This window comes from Saccharopolyspora indica (assembly GCF_027853965.1).
Taxonomy (GTDB): Bacteria; Actinomycetota; Actinomycetes; order Mycobacteriales; family Pseudonocardiaceae; genus Saccharopolyspora; species Saccharopolyspora indica.
The window spans coordinates 95,266-109,699 of the sequence record NZ_JAQGLB010000009.1; the positions used below are offsets into that span (position 1 = coordinate 95,266).

At 69.7% G+C, this 14,434-nt stretch carries 15 protein-coding genes; 4 read left to right on the plus strand and 11 right to left on the minus strand.

Features of this window, described 5'->3' with window-relative positions; translation table 11 throughout:
- Positions 1 to 187: 187 nt before the first annotated feature.
- Both OU416_RS20595 and OU416_RS20600 read left to right on the plus strand, forming a co-directional pair.
- Complete coding sequence (locus OU416_RS20595) at positions 188 to 802, plus strand: mycothiol-dependent nitroreductase Rv2466c family protein (protein WP_270928632.1); 615 nt, start codon at positions 188 to 190, stop codon at positions 800 to 802.
- Between the two features lie 101 nt (positions 803 to 903).
- Positions 904 to 1,551, plus strand: coding sequence for an endonuclease V (locus tag OU416_RS20600; RefSeq protein ID WP_270928633.1), 648 nt, complete (start codon positions 904 to 906; stop codon positions 1,549 to 1,551).
- 39 nt (positions 1,552 to 1,590) lie between these two features.
- Here the strand turns inward: OU416_RS20600 and OU416_RS20605 are convergent, their stop codons facing one another.
- From OU416_RS20605 to OU416_RS20655, 11 genes are all read right to left on the minus strand, one after another.
- Positions 1,591 to 2,154 (minus strand): hypothetical protein, encoded by a 564-nt coding sequence (locus OU416_RS20605; RefSeq protein WP_270928634.1) that lies wholly within the window; start codon positions 2,152 to 2,154, stop codon positions 1,591 to 1,593.
- A gap of 232 nt (positions 2,155 to 2,386) precedes the next feature.
- Positions 2,387 to 2,827, minus strand: a complete 441-nt coding sequence (locus OU416_RS20610; RefSeq protein WP_270928635.1) for a hypothetical protein — start codon at positions 2,825 to 2,827, stop codon at positions 2,387 to 2,389.
- Positions 2,827 to 3,297 (minus strand): hypothetical protein, encoded by a 471-nt coding sequence (locus tag OU416_RS20615; RefSeq protein ID WP_270928636.1) that lies wholly within the window; start codon positions 3,295 to 3,297, stop codon positions 2,827 to 2,829. Before OU416_RS20615 ends, OU416_RS20610 begins: the two co-directional genes overlap by 1 nt.
- A gap of 156 nt (positions 3,298 to 3,453) precedes the next feature.
- On the minus strand, positions 3,454 to 4,311 hold the full coding sequence (locus OU416_RS20620) for an immunity 49 family protein (RefSeq protein ID WP_270928637.1): 858 nt from the start codon (positions 4,309 to 4,311) through the stop codon (positions 3,454 to 3,456).
- Between the two features lie 216 nt (positions 4,312 to 4,527).
- A complete protein-coding gene (locus OU416_RS20625) occupies positions 4,528 to 4,866 on the minus strand; it encodes a toxin-antitoxin system YwqK family antitoxin (RefSeq protein WP_270928638.1) in 339 nt (112 codons plus the stop codon).
- A 60-nt stretch (positions 4,867 to 4,926) separates the two neighbouring features.
- Positions 4,927 to 5,787 carry an immunity 49 family protein gene (locus OU416_RS20630; protein ID WP_270928639.1) on the minus strand — a complete coding sequence of 287 codons (861 nt, stop codon included), beginning with the start codon at positions 5,785 to 5,787 and terminating at the stop codon, positions 4,927 to 4,929.
- On the minus strand, positions 5,787 to 10,658 hold the full coding sequence (locus tag OU416_RS20635) for a WXG100-like domain-containing protein (RefSeq protein ID WP_270928640.1): 4,872 nt from the start codon (positions 10,656 to 10,658) through the stop codon (positions 5,787 to 5,789). The genes OU416_RS20630 and OU416_RS20635 overlap by 1 nt, the downstream gene beginning before the upstream one ends.
- A gap of 14 nt (positions 10,659 to 10,672) precedes the next feature.
- Complete coding sequence (locus tag OU416_RS20640) at positions 10,673 to 11,002, minus strand: WXG100 family type VII secretion target (RefSeq protein WP_270928641.1); 330 nt, start codon at positions 11,000 to 11,002, stop codon at positions 10,673 to 10,675.
- Positions 10,999 to 11,580, minus strand: coding sequence for a YbaB/EbfC family nucleoid-associated protein (locus tag OU416_RS20645; RefSeq protein WP_270928642.1), 582 nt, complete (start codon positions 11,578 to 11,580; stop codon positions 10,999 to 11,001). Before OU416_RS20645 ends, OU416_RS20640 begins: the two co-directional genes overlap by 4 nt.
- A 205-nt stretch (positions 11,581 to 11,785) precedes the next feature.
- On the minus strand, positions 11,786 to 12,574 hold the full coding sequence (locus tag OU416_RS20650) for an MBL fold metallo-hydrolase (RefSeq protein ID WP_270928643.1): 789 nt from the start codon (positions 12,572 to 12,574) through the stop codon (positions 11,786 to 11,788).
- The gene (locus OU416_RS20655) at positions 12,571 to 13,248 is read right to left on the minus strand and encodes a 2-phosphosulfolactate phosphatase (RefSeq protein WP_270928644.1); all 678 of its coding nucleotides are present in this window, start codon (positions 13,246 to 13,248) and stop codon (positions 12,571 to 12,573) included. The genes OU416_RS20650 and OU416_RS20655 overlap by 4 nt, the downstream gene beginning before the upstream one ends.
- 384 nt (positions 13,249 to 13,632) lie before the next feature.
- Here OU416_RS20655 and OU416_RS20660 point away from each other — a divergent pair, with 384 nt between their 5' ends.
- Entirely contained in the window at positions 13,633 to 14,103 is a 471-nt protein-coding gene (locus OU416_RS20660; RefSeq protein WP_093351482.1) for a ribose-5-phosphate isomerase, read from the plus strand.
- A 3-nt stretch (positions 14,104 to 14,106) separates the two neighbouring features.
- On the plus strand, positions 14,107 to 14,421 hold the full coding sequence (locus OU416_RS20665; protein WP_270928645.1) for a hypothetical protein: 315 nt from the start codon (positions 14,107 to 14,109) through the stop codon (positions 14,419 to 14,421).
- Positions 14,422 to 14,434: the final 13 nt, after the last annotated feature.

Genomic DNA, 14,434 nt, shown 5'->3' on the forward strand with positions numbered 1-14,434 from the left:
TCCAGGCACGCCCGGCGGCGACCTGGCGCTGGAATCAAATCACGACCGCGCGCGGGCCCGCGCCCCGGCGTGGTGCGCGCGGAAGCCCGGCGTGTCGGGAAGATAATCGCCCTCTCCGGGGTTCATACCCTCGGCGGGTCGCATCCGAACGTGCCCGCCGACGATCCCCCGAGATCCTGGAGGCCGCATGACGTCCACCGCCCGCCCCCGCGTCGACTTCTACTTCGACCCGGTGTGCCCGTTCGCCTGGGTGTCGTCGCGCTGGATCCTCGAAGTCGAGAAGGTCCGCGACATCGACCTGCACTTCCGGGTGATGAGCCTGTCGGTGCTCAACGAAGGCCGCGATCTGCCCGCGGACTACCGCGAGCTGCTGGACAACGCGTGGGGCCCGGTCCGGGTGGCCATCGCCGCGGCCAAGCACCACGGCGACGAGGTGCTGGCGCCGCTGTACACGGCGCTGGGAACCCGCCTGCACGACCGGGGCGAGAAGGACTACGCGCAGGTCATCCGCGACTCGCTGGCCGAGGCCGGGCTCCCGGAGTCGCTGGCCGACGCGGCCACCAGCACCGAGTACGACGAGGAGCTGCGCGCCAGCCACCACGCCGGCATGGACCCGGTCGGCGACGAGGTCGGCACCCCGACCATCCACGTCGACGGAGTGGCCTTCTTCGGCCCGGTGATCACCCGCATCCCGCGAGGTGAGGACGCCGCGAAGCTGTTCGACGGCGCGCGGGCGCTGGCCTCCTACCCGTACTTCTTCGAGCTGAAGCGCACCCGCACCGAGTCGCCCCGCTTCGACTGAAACCTCCGGGAACGAGTTTTTCCCGGTGTTCCCAGAAGTCCTTAGGTGAGCGCGGAAACCGGTCTGAAGCGGTTTCCGCGGTCGGGACTACGCTCTGCGGCGTGATCCCGCACGAGTGGCCGAAGACGGAGTCCGAAGCCGTCGCGGTCCAGGAGCGCCTGCGCCCGCTGGTCCGCATCGAGGAGCCACCGCCGGTCCGCACGGCGGCGGGCCTGGACGTGGCCTACCGCGACGAGGACGAGATCGTCGCCGTGGTCACCGTGCTGGACGTGGCGACGTTGTCCGTTGTGGACAGTGCGATCGTGCGGGGGACGGCGGAGTTCCCCTACGTCCCAGGCCTGTTCGCCTTCCGCGAGGCGCCGCCGCTGCTGGCGGCGATGGCCGAGCTGTCGGTGCGGCCGGACGTCCTGGTCTGCGACGGCCAGGGCTTGGCCCACCCGCGCCGCTTCGGCCTGGCCTGCCACCTCGGTGTCCTGACGGACCTCCCCGCGATCGGCGTGGGCAAGACGGCGATGGGCCGCTACGAGCCGCCGGGCGAGGGCCGAGGTGAGTGGTCACCGCTGCGCCTGGACGACGAAGTCGTCGGCAGGGCCCTCCGCACCCAGGACGGCGTGAAGCCGGTCTTCGTCTCGGTGGGCCACCGCTGCACCCTCGACGCGGCCTGCGACCTGGTCCTCCGCCTGACCCCGGAGCACCGCCTCCCGGAAACCACCCGAACAGCTGATCACCTGGGCCGGACGCAGCCCTGAACAGCGCGCGAACTCGACTCCCCGCACCAGTGCATCCGGTCAAACGGTGAAATACCGGGTCACGAGTTCGTCGCCTGCTCCCGGGCGAGCTGCAAAGGTCTCGCGCCAGCGCAGAACTTCGTCCGCTTGGTACTGGAGCCATGCGGTGATGCTCGGCCAGGTCTCGATCACGGTCGGCTCGTCGCTCTCGTCCTCGTCATCCGATTCGCGAACCAGCCACACCGAGGGGTTCGGTTCAGCGGTCGAGGAACCGGGGATGAACTGGTACTCGTAGCCTCCGTGCCCGGTGAGCACCAGAGCTCCGCTTGCTCCCAGCTCCGTTTCTTCAAGCAGGGAAGCGGCCTCGGCCTTCAACCTCCTGCCGGTGCCGACGACGCCGAACATGCTTCCGCTCACCCACAAACCGGGGGCCTGGCCTACGAGGCTGTAGACCTCATGCAGAGCGATCGGAATCGAAGTGACACCTTGCTCCGCCACGAACTCCGCAATCTGTGCAGCTGTGGCGCCCTTGGTGGTCTCGGGCCTCCAGCCTCGGGAGATCGTGCGATCGAAGATCGCCCGGACTTCCTCGACCGGCTCAACCGGGTTCGTCTGACTGGGCACTGCGAACAACTCGGTGAGCGGTAGAACGACGCCGGGTCGTAGCCGCGGTTTCCATGTCGGACTTCGCGGATTCGACCTGCTGCACAGGACCGAGCCGCTGTTCGAGGAGCCTCGGGGACGCCTGGGAGGTTGGCACGGGATCTCCTTTCATGACCCCTGGTTTCGAAGCGAGGGCAAGCCAATTTCGTCTCGGTGGGTCACCACCTGGGCCGAACCCAGCTCTGAGACCCGGTCAGTTCGACGTGCGCTCCGCGAGCCATGCCGGGGTGTTCTCCGGGTCTCGCGGGAACAGCTCCAGCTCCTGGCGGAAGCTGTCGGGCGGTGGTGGTTGCGTCCACCGCGGTTCGGCCTGCCATTCGTAGTTGACACCGATCTTGGCGAAGTGCGCCAGGTGGTACTTCACCGCGAACCAGGTTCCGCTGCCCTCGCGGTACATGCCCTGGCGGAGGTCGGCGAACTCCTGCACGAGCCACGCCGGGGCGTCCCACTCGTGGGCCTGCCCGAAGACGTTGATGAGTTGCGCGGAGACCTCGACGTAGGTGCCCACCGAGCGGAAGTCGACGAACAGCTGATCCCAGCTGGCGGGAAGGCTGTGCACCAGACGGGTGGTGATCCCCTTGATCAGCTCGTCGACCTGAGCGGGGTTCAGCGGAACTTGCCCGGGAACGGACATCAGTGCTTCTCCTTGCCGGCCTCGTGGACCCGATCCTTCAGCCAGACCGGCATCGCCAGCGGATCGCGCGGGAACATCTCCAGGTCTTCGACGTAGCAGCCAGCTTCGATCGGCGGGTCCCACTCCGGCTCGAACTCGTAGTTGAAGTGGTAGTTGACCTTGGCAGGCGGGCTGATCATCACCCGCGCGGAGAACCACGCGCCGGGATCCGGCTGGTACATGGCGGTGCGCAGCTTCGCGAGGATGACGTTGAACTCGTCGGTGGGAGTGACCTCCGGGCTGGAACCGTCCTCCATGATCACGGTGAACGACAGGTCCTGGACCGGCACGGTCATCTTGCTCATCAGGTCGATGCGCAGCCAGCCCTCTTCCGGTGCGAGGTCCACCATCTCGTTGCAGAGGTCATTCAGCAGCTCCCGAGGATCCGGGCTGCCGGAATCCGGTGGGCCAGAGGCTGACGTTGCGTTCATCGTTGAAGCTCCTGACATTGACTACGAGGTTGCCGTCGACATCCCGCTCCAGCCACCTTGCCGAGAAGCGCGAGAAGCCAGTGGGAAAAATTTTCCCGCAAAGCATGGCAGCGCATGCCGCGGTCGCGGAATGCGCTGCTCCCTTTGTGGTGGTATTCAGCTGGATTCGTCGGCGGTCTGCACCCAGAAATCGTTGACGAAGTTCCGCGGCAGGTATTCGGATTCCACATCGATGGGGATCCCCAAGTCGCGGGCGACGGCTGCGAGAGCCGTCGGGCCTGGTGCGAAGAACCCATCAGGGGAGTTCAACCGCTCGTTGTTCGCGGTCCAGAAGCGCTGGTGCAGCTCGACCGCTTCGGCGAGATCCGCGTTGAACTGCCCGGATTCCCTCCGGGCCAGGCTGAACAGCAGCTTCATCGACGGGTAGTAGCGCAGCAGTGCGATTTCCGGAGTGGAGTTGGTCAGCCGCGCGGGATCTGTCAGTTCGATGCTTCGGTTGATCTTCTCGTACAGATCTTCGCCGTTGGTGAAAAAGGCCTTGAGCGCATCGATCCAGGCGTAGATGTATTCGTCGTACTGTCCGGCCGCCCGGAGCGTTTCATCAGGGGTCCGGCAGAGGTCGGACACGAGGTTGCGAGCTCTGCAGATCGTCGCGGTCCACAGTGCCTGCAGCCATGCTGCCGGTGTGTGATTGTGCGTGGGGCCGATCGGGGTGAGGGTGATGTTCGTTCGGATGATGTAGTCGAACTGCTCACCGGTGTTGTTCGCACCTTCGAACAGAGCTCCGCCGGCACGCGCGGCGACGAGAAGGCTCGAATAGGTTTCGAACCGCTCGGCGTTCGGGTCGAGCTGCAGCTGCCATTGGGTGATCTGCAGGGACTGCTGTGCGATGTTCAGCGCCAGCGCCGGGGCCTTCGTGAGGTTTTCGTAGAATCTGTCCACGTTCCGGGACAGGGCTTCGATCCTCGTCTCAAGGCCGTCGAGGTTCTGCGGGGGGCGCTTGATTTCAGTCATTGCTTGTCCTTACCTCGGCCGAAGATCGAAGCGTCGGCGTTGACCGGCCCTCGAGCTTGAACTCGATTTTTGGTCAACCGGTGCGGAATCGTTCGTACCTGTGCTGCGCGAGCTGTCAGGGGCTCGCGCAGCACAGGGCTTCGCCGGCCTGACGCTGGAACCACGCGGTGATGCTCGGCCGAGCTCCGAGCGCTGCGGCTCGTCTTCAGGGGCTGATCACCCCGCGTCTTCCCGGGTCACGTTGCCGGCGGTGTCGAAGCCACGACGGCGGAGGATTCGGCCACCGTCGCTGAACTCGATCTCGCGCACCAGTCGTCCGTCCGGATCCCATGTGCGGTGCACTCCGATCGGGACGCCCTGCCGGAACAGGCCCTCGGCGCGCTTGCTGCCGTCCGTGTACCACTCCTGGTCGGGGCCGTCCTGAAGGCCATTCGCATAGCTGGTCAGCGAAATCAGGGTTCCGTCCGGCAATTCGTCCACGGACTCCCCGGTGAATCGCTTCCCCTCGTAGAGCACAGGGCCACAGGGTTCGCCGTCGAGATCGTCCTCGTTCACGCGGATCAATCGGACTTCCTTCGGTCTTCGCCTCGACTGCTCCGCATCGGTTCCGCGAGCTCAGAACCGGAATTCCGTGATCCAGCTTCCGCGGATGAGGTTGATCGGGAGGTAGTCGGATTCGACGTCGAGCGTGAAGCCCAGATCGCGGGCGACGGAGACCATGGCCAGCGGTCCTGGCGCGATGTACCCGACAGGGTTCGTTCGGGCTCTGGAGTCGGCTGTCCAGAATTCCCGGTGTGCTTCCAGCGTTTCGCGAAGCACGTCGTTGAACCCGGATTCGTCATTGCTCGCCAACTGCAGGAAGAGCAGCAGTTGTGGCCGAACGACCTTGTTGAGCAAATCCGGGTGGGTTTTCGTCGCGTTTTCCGGGGACAGCAGGCGAGTGGTTTCCTGGAGGAGTCGGGGAACGTTCTCCTGGTCTCCCCGGAAATATGCTTGAAGGGTTGCGACCCACGAATAGATGTAGTCGTCGAAGTTGTCAGAATTGGTGCGGAGCGTGCTCTCTCCGACACCGCACAGGGAACGGATCCGATCGTGGTCCCGACAGGTCGTGGCAAGCCAAAGCGCGGTCTGCCAGCGAGCCGGATCGCTGGCAGTGCTGGGGCCCGTGGCGGGAACTCCGATCTCCCGCTGGTCGATCAGGCATTCAACCTGGTCGGCTTCCGCCGTAGCCGCGGCGAAGATCGCTGAAGACACCTGTGTGGCGTGTGTGAAGCTGACCCAGGTGTCCAGCTTGTCGGCTGTCGGGTCGATGGCGCACTGGTTGCCGAGCCGCATGAGTGCGATGTCGAGCAGGCTCGTCAGTCGCGAGGCGTTGCGTTCGACTTTGGGAAGGTTGCGCTCGAAGCTCGCCGCGAGCCCGGGCGCGTTCTCCGCGGCGAACGCGGTGTCGATGGGGTGGCGCTCAACGACTGTCATCACTCATCCGAATCGTTCGACTGCTGCTGATTATTCTTCGGGTTGAGGTCGAACTCGATGGTCTTGTGCCCCAGCACGATATCACCGTTCGGTCCTGTTTCGACCGTGGCCTGGACTCCGATGTAGCGAACGCGCGGTGGCACGCGGCCGTCTTCGAGGTCGCGTTCGTGCGCGTCCTCGATTCGATCCGCGAGTTCGTGCTCACCTCGTTGCCGCATTTCGTTGAGGATCGTCCGGAGGTATTCGGGGTGGCCCTGCTGGATCCGCTGCGTCCGGTCGCTGTTCCACCGTGGCTCGTAATCGGCGTTCGGCCCCTTCGCCTCGCTGATCAGGAACTCGTCCGGGACTGGTTCCCGGATCTGGTCGAACTCGCCCGAGCCGCTTCGGGTGCCGTCGTCCGCGTCCGCGTCCGCGTCGTTGGAGCTGGACGATTTCAGCTCCATATCGGCGTCTTCACCCCAGTTCTCCCGGATGAAGTCCTCGCTCCGCTCCGTCGCGACGGCTTCGCCGGTTTCCTCGCCGAGCTTGGTGCGGACTTCGGAGTGGTACCGCCGTTCCTCGATGACGTCCTCGTCGACGTGCTTGTCGATCTCCTTCTTCGGAGTGTTGTCCGGAAGTCCGTGTTCCTTCTTCGCGTCCTCCCGCGCCTTGTCGTGCGCTTCTTGGGAGTCGGTGGCGTCCTTGTTGATCTTTTCGCGATTGCTGAAGCCGAGATCTCGTTCATCGCCATCCCGGCGGTATTGCTCCATCTGCTGGCGCACGTCGTCCTCGATGCGCGCACGGGTGTCCTCCGGGAACGTGCCGGAGTCCTTGCTCTTCGGCGTGTGTGCCTCGAAGTCGTTGTCGCTGATGGTGATCTCGCCGGGCCTGCTGCCGTTGACCTGAGGCGTGGGCAGACCGTTCTCGTCCTCGCCCGAGATGCTGTTCCGCCGGTAGTAGGGATTGCCCTGTGCGTCGTGGGTCGCCGTGTAATACCTGCGCAAGTACTCCGGATCGTTGATCTTCTCGCCGAGCGGTGCGTTCCGGCGCTCGACATCGGTGCCGGCATCCGGATTGGGCCGCCCGACCTTGTCATGCGGATCGGAGCTCGATTCGTCGCCCCGCGCCTCGGCGTCGTCGGGTTGGGTGCCCGGGTCTTCGCCGTCTCGGGTGGGGTGGAAGCCGTCGTTGCTGGCCGGGGTCTGGGTGCCGTCCGGGTTGTGGGTGTCCCAGCCCCCGTTCGGGGGCCAGCCCGGGCGGCCGTCGGGGCCCATGTCGGAGGCGAAGACGCGGCCGTTGCCGTCGGTCCAGGCCAGGCCGCGGGGTGCCGTCACCGGGACGCCGAGCTCTCGGGAGAGGTCTCGGGCCAGGCCGCTGGTTCCCGCGTCGCAGGAGAGCAGGCGGATCGGCTTGCCGTCCCAGTTCGGGTCGCGGCGGAGCATGTCCGCGAACTCCTGCGCGCTGAACGTGCGGTCGCCGACGCGGACGCGGCCGTCCGGCAGGGCGTGCACGTCGACCGTGTGGTGGACGCCGTCGTCGGGCACCCGCTGCGCGAGGTCGCGCATGTTCGGGTCGGTGTGGAACGACGAGCCCGCCGGGGTGGAGTCGCGGTTGGCCTCGGCTTCGTCGATCTGCTGCTGGCGTTCCGGGGTGCCCGGGTCCGCGTCGCCGTCGCGGTGCGGATCGGTGTCCGGGCGGTTCTCCGGGCCGTCCGCGCCGGAGTCCTTCGGGCGCGACGGGTCCTGGCCGGAGTCCTTCGGATCGCGGGTGCCTGCATCCGGTTTGGCGTCTTGGCGCTGGTCCGGCGTCGAACCGTCGCGGGTGGGGCCGTCCGGTTTCGGCGCCCTGCCGTCCGGGCGCGGTGCCGGGTCCGGACGAGTTCCGTCCGGGCGCGGGGTTGTCGTGTCCGGGCGTGCGCCGTCGGGACGCGGTGAAGCCGTGTCCGGGCGCGGTGTCGCGCTGTCGGGTCGCGGTCCGCTTCCGTCCGGGCGCGGCGCCGTGTCGGGTCGCGGTCCTGCGCCGGTGGGGCTGGTCGTCCCGTCCGGTCGTGGTCCGCTGCTGTCCGGGCGCGGCGGAGCGCTCGCATCGGGGCGTGTCGGGCCGTTGGGCCGCGGGGCTGCGTCCGGCCGTGGCTGGCCGCCGTCCGGTCGCGGTGCTGAACCGTCTGGCCGCGGTCCCGGAGGGGTGCCGTTCGGTCGTGGTCCGGCCCCGTCGGGGCGCGGTGGGCCGTCCGGTCGGGGAGCGGCGCCGTCGGGGCGCTGACCGGCCGGGGTCGGCGCGTTCTGCTGCGGTCGTGGTGGTCCGCCGTCCGGACCGCGGTGGGGTGGGGCGCCCGGGCCTCCCGGGGGCGCGGTGTGCGGGCGGGGCGGGGCAGGCGGTGCTGCCGATCCGCGCGGTGCCGCGTCGCCCGGGCGGCCGCCGTCCTGGCGCGATGGGCCGGGTCGTCCGGTGTCCGGTCGCGGACCCGGGTCGCCGCCGACCGGGCGGGCTGCCGCGCCGGGAGTGCCCGAGGTTCCGGTCCAGCCGCCGCCCGATCCCGGGCGGCCGCCGCCACCGGCCGCCGGTGCGCCGCCCGCGGCGCCTCCCGGGCCTCCGGCCATGCCGCCCATCGCTCCGCCGCCCGCTGCGCCGCCGGTGGAACCGGCTTGGTCACCGCGAGGTGCGCTGGAGGTCGGCATCGGCCCGGCAGCGGTCGGGCCCGCCGCCATCGGGGCGTCCACGTTGGACGATGTCGTGCTGGCCGGGGTGTTCGGGGAGGTGCTGGTGTCGGGCTGTGCCCCGGCGCCAGCACCGCCGGGCGGCGCTCCGCCGCTCGCGCCACCGCCGTGCGGGACGCCTCCGCCTCCGCCGCCGGTGCTTCCGCCGCCGTGCGGAATCCCGCCACCGGCACCGCCGCCGCCGTGCGGAACTCCGCCACCGGCACCGCCGCCACCGTGCGAAGTTCCACCGCCGCCGTGCGGGACGCCTCCGCCGCCAGCGCCTCCGCCTTGCGGGCTCGCGCCACCTGCGCCGCCGCCCGGGTTGGTGCCGCCGGATCCCTGGTTTCCGCTGCCTCCGGCCGGGGAGTCGCCCGCGGTCGCGTGGGACGTGCCGCCTCCGCTGGGGGACGATCCGGCGGTGTGGTCGGCCTGCGGGCCAGGCGTCGGGTTGCTGCTGCTCGGTGCGTCGGCGCCGGACGAGTGGCTCACGTTGCTGGTGTCCGGGGCGGAGCTGCGCGGCGTCGAGCCGCCGTCGCCGGAGCCGTGCGCCGAGCTGCCGGAGTCCACATGGGACTGGCCGGAGCCGCCGGACGCGCGCGGAGAATCCGAGGAGCTCGTCGAGCCGGTGTCCGAACGCGGTGAATCACCGTGCGAGGAAGCGGAACCTGATCCGCTCCCGGAGGATCCGTCGCCGCTGCTGTGCGAAGAGCCGGAACCGCCTGCCGGGGATCCATCACCGCCGCTGGGGGACCCGCCCTGCGATGAGCTGGAGCCGCCGCCCGGAGAACTGTCGCCGGGCGAACCACCGGAACCGGTGGAGCCGGTGCCGCCGTCGCCGCCACCGTGGCTCGTCGACGACACCCCACCGCCGGAGCCCGTGGTGGAATCGCCGCCGGAACCGCCGCTGCCGTCGCCGGACCGGCCGGTGGGCCCGCCGTCGGTCCCGGAACCGGAGCCACCGGAACTCGTCCCGGACGGGTTCGTGCCGCTGCCGTCGGCGCCGGAGCCCGTGCCACCGGAACCGTTCCCGCTGGAACTCGTGCTACCGCCACCCGAGCCGTCCCCGCCGGAGCCGGTGCTGCCCGAGCCCGAGCCGTCGCCGCCGGAGCCCGTGCCGCCGTCGCCGCCGGAGCCGTTCCCTCCCGAGGTGGGTCCGCCGCCCGAGCCGTCGCCGCCGGAGCCGGTCCCCCCGGTGCTGGTGTCGGGGACGTCCACGTTGCCCGCGCGGCCGAGGGCTTCGCCGCCCGCGCCCATCCCGGCGCCGGTGACACCTCCGGACAGCGCACCCGTGCCGACCTCGCCCCAGTCGACCTTGCCCTCGGTGATCAGCTGCTCCGCGACGCTGCCCACCGCGCCTTCGGCGGCGCCGAGCGCGCCTTCCTTCAGCGCCGTCTTGCCGAGCGCCGCCGCGGCGTTCTCCGCCGCTTCGCCGGCGGCTTCGCCCGCCGCGTCGCCCGCTGCGCGGCCCGCGGTGGTGGCCGCTCCGCCTGCGGCGTCGCCCACGGCTTCGCCGGCCTGCTTGCCGAAGGCCTTGCCCGCGCCCTCGAACACGCCGCCCACGGCTCCGCCGATGGCGCCGGAGATCGCCGCGTCCTTGAACTTGCCGCCGTCGAAGCCGTCGCGCTCACCGGCGGCGATCTGCACGCCCTGCACCGCGAACTCGATCGCGACCGAGGTGGCGATCTCGATGGCGACGTTCTTCAGGATGCTCATGACGAGCTGCCGGAAGATCTGCATCACCACGGTGCGGGTGACCGCCTGCGCGGCGGCGACGCCCGCGGTCGAGGCGCCGAAGGTGACCGGTGCGGCCGCGATCATCGCCGCGATCTGGATGGCCAGCGCGATCAGCGAGGCGATGATGGTCAGCTTGGTGTGCTCGACGTCCAGCGCCGCGTCGTCGCAGGCCTTCGCGAGCTTCTCGCAGGCCTCCTTCAGCTTCGGCAGCGCGGCTTCGCCGCCGTCGCCGATGTCCTTCCACAGCTTGGCGAACGCGTCGGAGGTCTGTCCCTCCATCGCGCCCTTCGCCTGCTCGGCACCGCGGTTCGCGGCGTCGTTGACGCCGCCGATCCCGTCCGCGGCCGCGCGCCACGCGTCGGCCATGCGGCGCATGGCGTCCTCGTCGCCCTCCGGCCAGGACTGACCGACCACGATCGGCAGCAGCCACTTGACCTCGTCGGGCATCTCGATGCTCACGAAACATCCACTCCCTACGAGGGCATGTCCGAGCCGGACCGCCCGATGTCCGATGCCGATCCGGCATCGCTGGACTCGGTGTCGTCGGCGGTGGCCTTGAGGTTGTCGTCGATGTTGCCCAGGGCTTCGACGACCTTCTTCAGGCTCTCGAAAACGCTGTCGCGGCCCTGGGTGTAGTCCTTGGCGAAGGTCTGCCCGGCCTCGTCGTCGCCCCAGCACTCGCCCTCGCCGTCGAGCGCGGACTTCAGCGTGGTCAGCACCTGGTCGAGGTCGTCACCGGAGTCGCCGATCTTCTTGCCACCGGTGCGGATCTCCTCGGGCTGCATCCGCATCTGGTCGCTCATCGGCGGCCCCCTCGCCGGTTGTCGTCCCAGTTCCAGTCGTCGTCCCAGTCGTCTTCCGGCTTGGTGCGCACCTGCGGCGGTTCCGCCGCCCGGTTGCTCCCCGCGGCGGCGGTGTCCTCCTCGCGGCGCTGCCTGCGCTCGAGGTCGGGGTCGGGCGGCTGGACCAGCGGACCCCGGTTCAGCAGACCGGCCAGCGACGGGACGCCGGGGATCTCCGGGACGTCCGAGGTGTCGGCCAGCGGCGCGAAGTCGGACTGAAGCTGCCGCTGGGCGGTGCCCGATGCCTCGCGGATCACGCTGGTGATGCTGCGCGCCAGCTTCTCGGGAGTGGTGCGCTCGAACGCCTTGGACGACAGGGCCAGCTCCTGCACGGTGCCGGTCGCGTCGACCCGGACGGTCACCATGCCGTCGTCCGAGGCGACTTCGAAGGTCTGGCGCGCGGCCGCATCTTGCTTCTCCTGGATCCCGGCGGTGCGTCGGCGCAGGTCGGAGAGCATGTTGTCGATCTGGTCCCGCAGTGCGGCATTGCGCGCGGCCAGGTCCTGGCGACCTGCCTCGAAGTCGTCACGTCCGGACATGTTCGCCTTCCACCTGTCCTTCGCCGTCGAAGCCGCGACCGCGGATGCGGGCACCCCTCTTTGCGGGCGCGTTTAGAGAAGGATGACGTTCGCGTTATCGGATCGGTGCCACAGGTGGCGCAAATGACTCTGAACGGCCTAGCCGAAGATGCGATCGGACCAGCGTTTTTGGGTCCTCTGCGCGTTGTGCCCGGTTTCAGGCTGGTCAGGACCGGTTCAGCGCGGTGCGGGTGGTCTCCGCTGGGTAGGGGGAACGGTGGAGTGCCTGTTCCGCCGAAAGGAGGCCGAGCCGGTGGTCGCGGCAGAGCTCGGCGACCGCGGCGAGCTCGGCGCGCTGGGCGCGCACGAAGTCCGGGCCGACGGGCTCGCCGTGGCCCGGCACGACGACGGCGGGCTCGAGCGCGAGAACGCCGTCCACCGCGGCGGGCCAGGACTCGGGGTGGGCGTCGCCGAAGTCCGGTGGGGCGCCCTGCTCGACGAGATCGCCCGCGAACACCGCCCCGGCATCGGGAACCGCGATGACCAGGTCGTGATCGGTGTGGCCGGGACCGGGGTGGAGCAGCTGGACGGTGCGACCGCCCAGGTCGACGGCGGCCCGGTCCGACACCAGGCGATCCGGCCGGTCCGGGGCGGACCCGGCGAGCGCGTCGGCGATGCCGTCGGCGCCTTCGCGGCGGTAGTGCGCGACCCATTCGGCGCGCTGCTGGTCGGCGGTCGAGGCCAGGAAGCCGGGGCAGCGCTCGTGCGCCCAGACCGGCGCGGGCAGGAAAGCGCTGGTGCCGAAGCAGTGGTCGAAGTGGCCGTGCGTGATCACCACCTGCCAGGGCAGCGCGGTGACCCGGCGGACCGCAGCGGCCAGCTCGGCTCCCTGCACGTGATCACCCCGGGTGTCGATGACCAGCGCGAACTCGCCGCCGACGACCAACCCGACGGACAGGTCGAGCTCGTCGTACCGCCGGACGAACACCTCCGGGCCGACCTCGTGCCAGTTCACGCGGCCTCCAGGAAGCCCTCGCGCAGCACCGGTGCGGTCCGGCTGGCGTTGACGGCCGCGGCCAGCTCCACGTCGTGCGGGAACCCCATCTCGGCGAGTTCGCGCCCGGAGTCGCACTCGGCGAGAAGATCGGCGATGTCGTCCCGCACGGCGAGGAACGCGGCGGCCGCGAGTTCGGCTTCGGGGGAGCGGCGTCCGGGCAGCGCGGCGGTGATCGCACCCGCGCCGAGCAGGTCCTCGATCGCGGGCCGCAGCTCGCCGTCCCGGCGCTCGCCGCCCGCGACCACGCCGACCGGCCCGCCGACGCGCGCAGCGGCTGCGGCCACGGCGTCGGCATTGCGCAGACAACCAGCGAAAACGGTCGCGTTCCCGGCAGAGGCGCACAGCGTCGCACCGTTCGGTGACGGCAGGCCCAGCCGGACGTCCGAAGGGAGGGTCTGCAAAGAAGACGGGCTCAGCGACCAGCGCTCGTGGCTGCGCGCCCAAGCCAGCACGACGTCCTCCGGAATCGCGTCGTACCGCGAGCGCATGGGCAGCACCCGCGCCCCGTGGCTGGTCGCGACGTCAACGGCGGTGGAGAACGAGAGCACGTCGACGACCACCAGAACCGAGAACTCCGACATAGCACGCAGCCCCGGCAAACCCCAGTCCACGTGCACATCGACGCTGGTCATGGTGGGAAGGCTAACCAGCATCGCAACCCCAGCCCTGATCAGCCGCACCTCAGGGGGCCGTGACGCAACCCGGCCACAAGAAACCTCCAAAACGCAAGATCACCCCCGAGCGCAACCACCGCTGTGAATCGCGGAGAGGCGGAACAGCGCTGGTCATGCCTGGAAGGCTGACCAGTGTGGCAACCCCAGCCCTGCCCAACCGCACCTCAGGGGACCGTGACGCAACCCGGCCACGAGAAACCCCCAGAACGCAAGATCAACACCGAGCGCGACCACCACTGTGAATCGCGGAGAGGCGGGACTGTGAGGTGGAACAGCGCTGGTCATGGTGGGAACAAGAACCAGGGTGCGCAGTGGTCCGGCGGGGTCTGCAAGACTGCCCCCGTGCGCGTCTACATCGGCTCCGACCACGCCGGATACGAACTCAAGAACCACCTCGTCAAGTGGCTGACCGACAAGGGTCACGAAGTGACCGACATCGGCCCCGCGGAATACGACGCCCAGGACGACTACCCGCCGTTCTGCGTCGAGACCGCTCGCCGCGTCGTCGCCGACGAGGGCAGCCTCGGGCTGGTCCTCGGTGGCTCCGGCAACGGTGAGCAGATCGCCGCGAACAAGGTCCCCGGCGCTCGCGCCGCGCTGACCTGGAGCGTCGAGACCGCCAAGCTGGCCCGTCAGCACAACAACGCGCTGCTGGCCGGCGTCGGTGCGCGGATGCACACCGTCGAGGAGGCCGAGGCGATCGTCGAGGCGTTCCTGACCACCGAGTTCGAGGGCGGCCGCCACCAGCGGCGCATCGACCTGCTCACCGACTACGAGAAGACCGGCCAGCCCCCGGCGCTGCCCGGGAACTGACCGATGGCACCAGCACGTCCCGCTGTGCTGACACCGCTCGTGGCGGTGGCGGCGACGGTGGTCGGCGTGCTGGTGCTCTTCTTCGGGCAGCGAGCGCTCTCGCCGGCTCTGGTGGAGGCGCTGTGCCCCGCGCCGGACTGCGTGCTCGGCGTCGGCCTGTGGCTGATCGCCGGAGCGGTCCTGGCGCCGCTCATCTCCCTGATCGCCGGACTCCTCCTCCGGCGCAGCGACCGGCCGGTCCGCCGCGGCCTGCACATCGCGCTGTGGTGCGTGGCGGCCTACCTCGCCGAGTCGGTCGTGCTGTGGATCATCGTCTGACCAGGAACAAGCG

Excerpts from the sequence above, each read along its gene's own strand:
- OU416_RS20595 (WP_270928632.1), top strand. The coding sequence starts at position 188 with ATGACGTCCACCGCCCGCCCCCGCGTCGACTTCTACTTCGACCCGGTG.
- OU416_RS20610 (WP_270928635.1), bottom strand. The coding sequence starts at position 2,827 with ATGTCCGTTCCCGGGCAAGTTCCGCTGAACCCCGCTCAGGTCGACGAG.
- OU416_RS20615 (WP_270928636.1), bottom strand. The coding sequence starts at position 3,297 with ATGAACGCAACGTCAGCCTCTGGCCCACCGGATTCCGGCAGCCCGGAT.
- OU416_RS20620 (WP_270928637.1), bottom strand. The coding sequence starts at position 4,311 with ATGACTGAAATCAAGCGCCCCCCGCAGAACCTCGACGGCCTTGAGACG.
- OU416_RS20630 (WP_270928639.1), bottom strand. The coding sequence starts at position 5,787 with ATGACAGTCGTTGAGCGCCACCCCATCGACACCGCGTTCGCCGCGGAG.
- OU416_RS20640 (WP_270928641.1), bottom strand. The coding sequence starts at position 11,002 with ATGAGCGACCAGATGCGGATGCAGCCCGAGGAGATCCGCACCGGTGGC.
- OU416_RS20645 (WP_270928642.1), bottom strand. The coding sequence starts at position 11,580 with ATGTCCGGACGTGACGACTTCGAGGCAGGTCGCCAGGACCTGGCCGCG.
- OU416_RS20655 (WP_270928644.1), bottom strand. The coding sequence starts at position 13,248 with ATGACCAGCGTCGATGTGCACGTGGACTGGGGTTTGCCGGGGCTGCGT.
- OU416_RS20665 (WP_270928645.1), top strand. The coding sequence starts at position 14,107 with ATGGCACCAGCACGTCCCGCTGTGCTGACACCGCTCGTGGCGGTGGCG.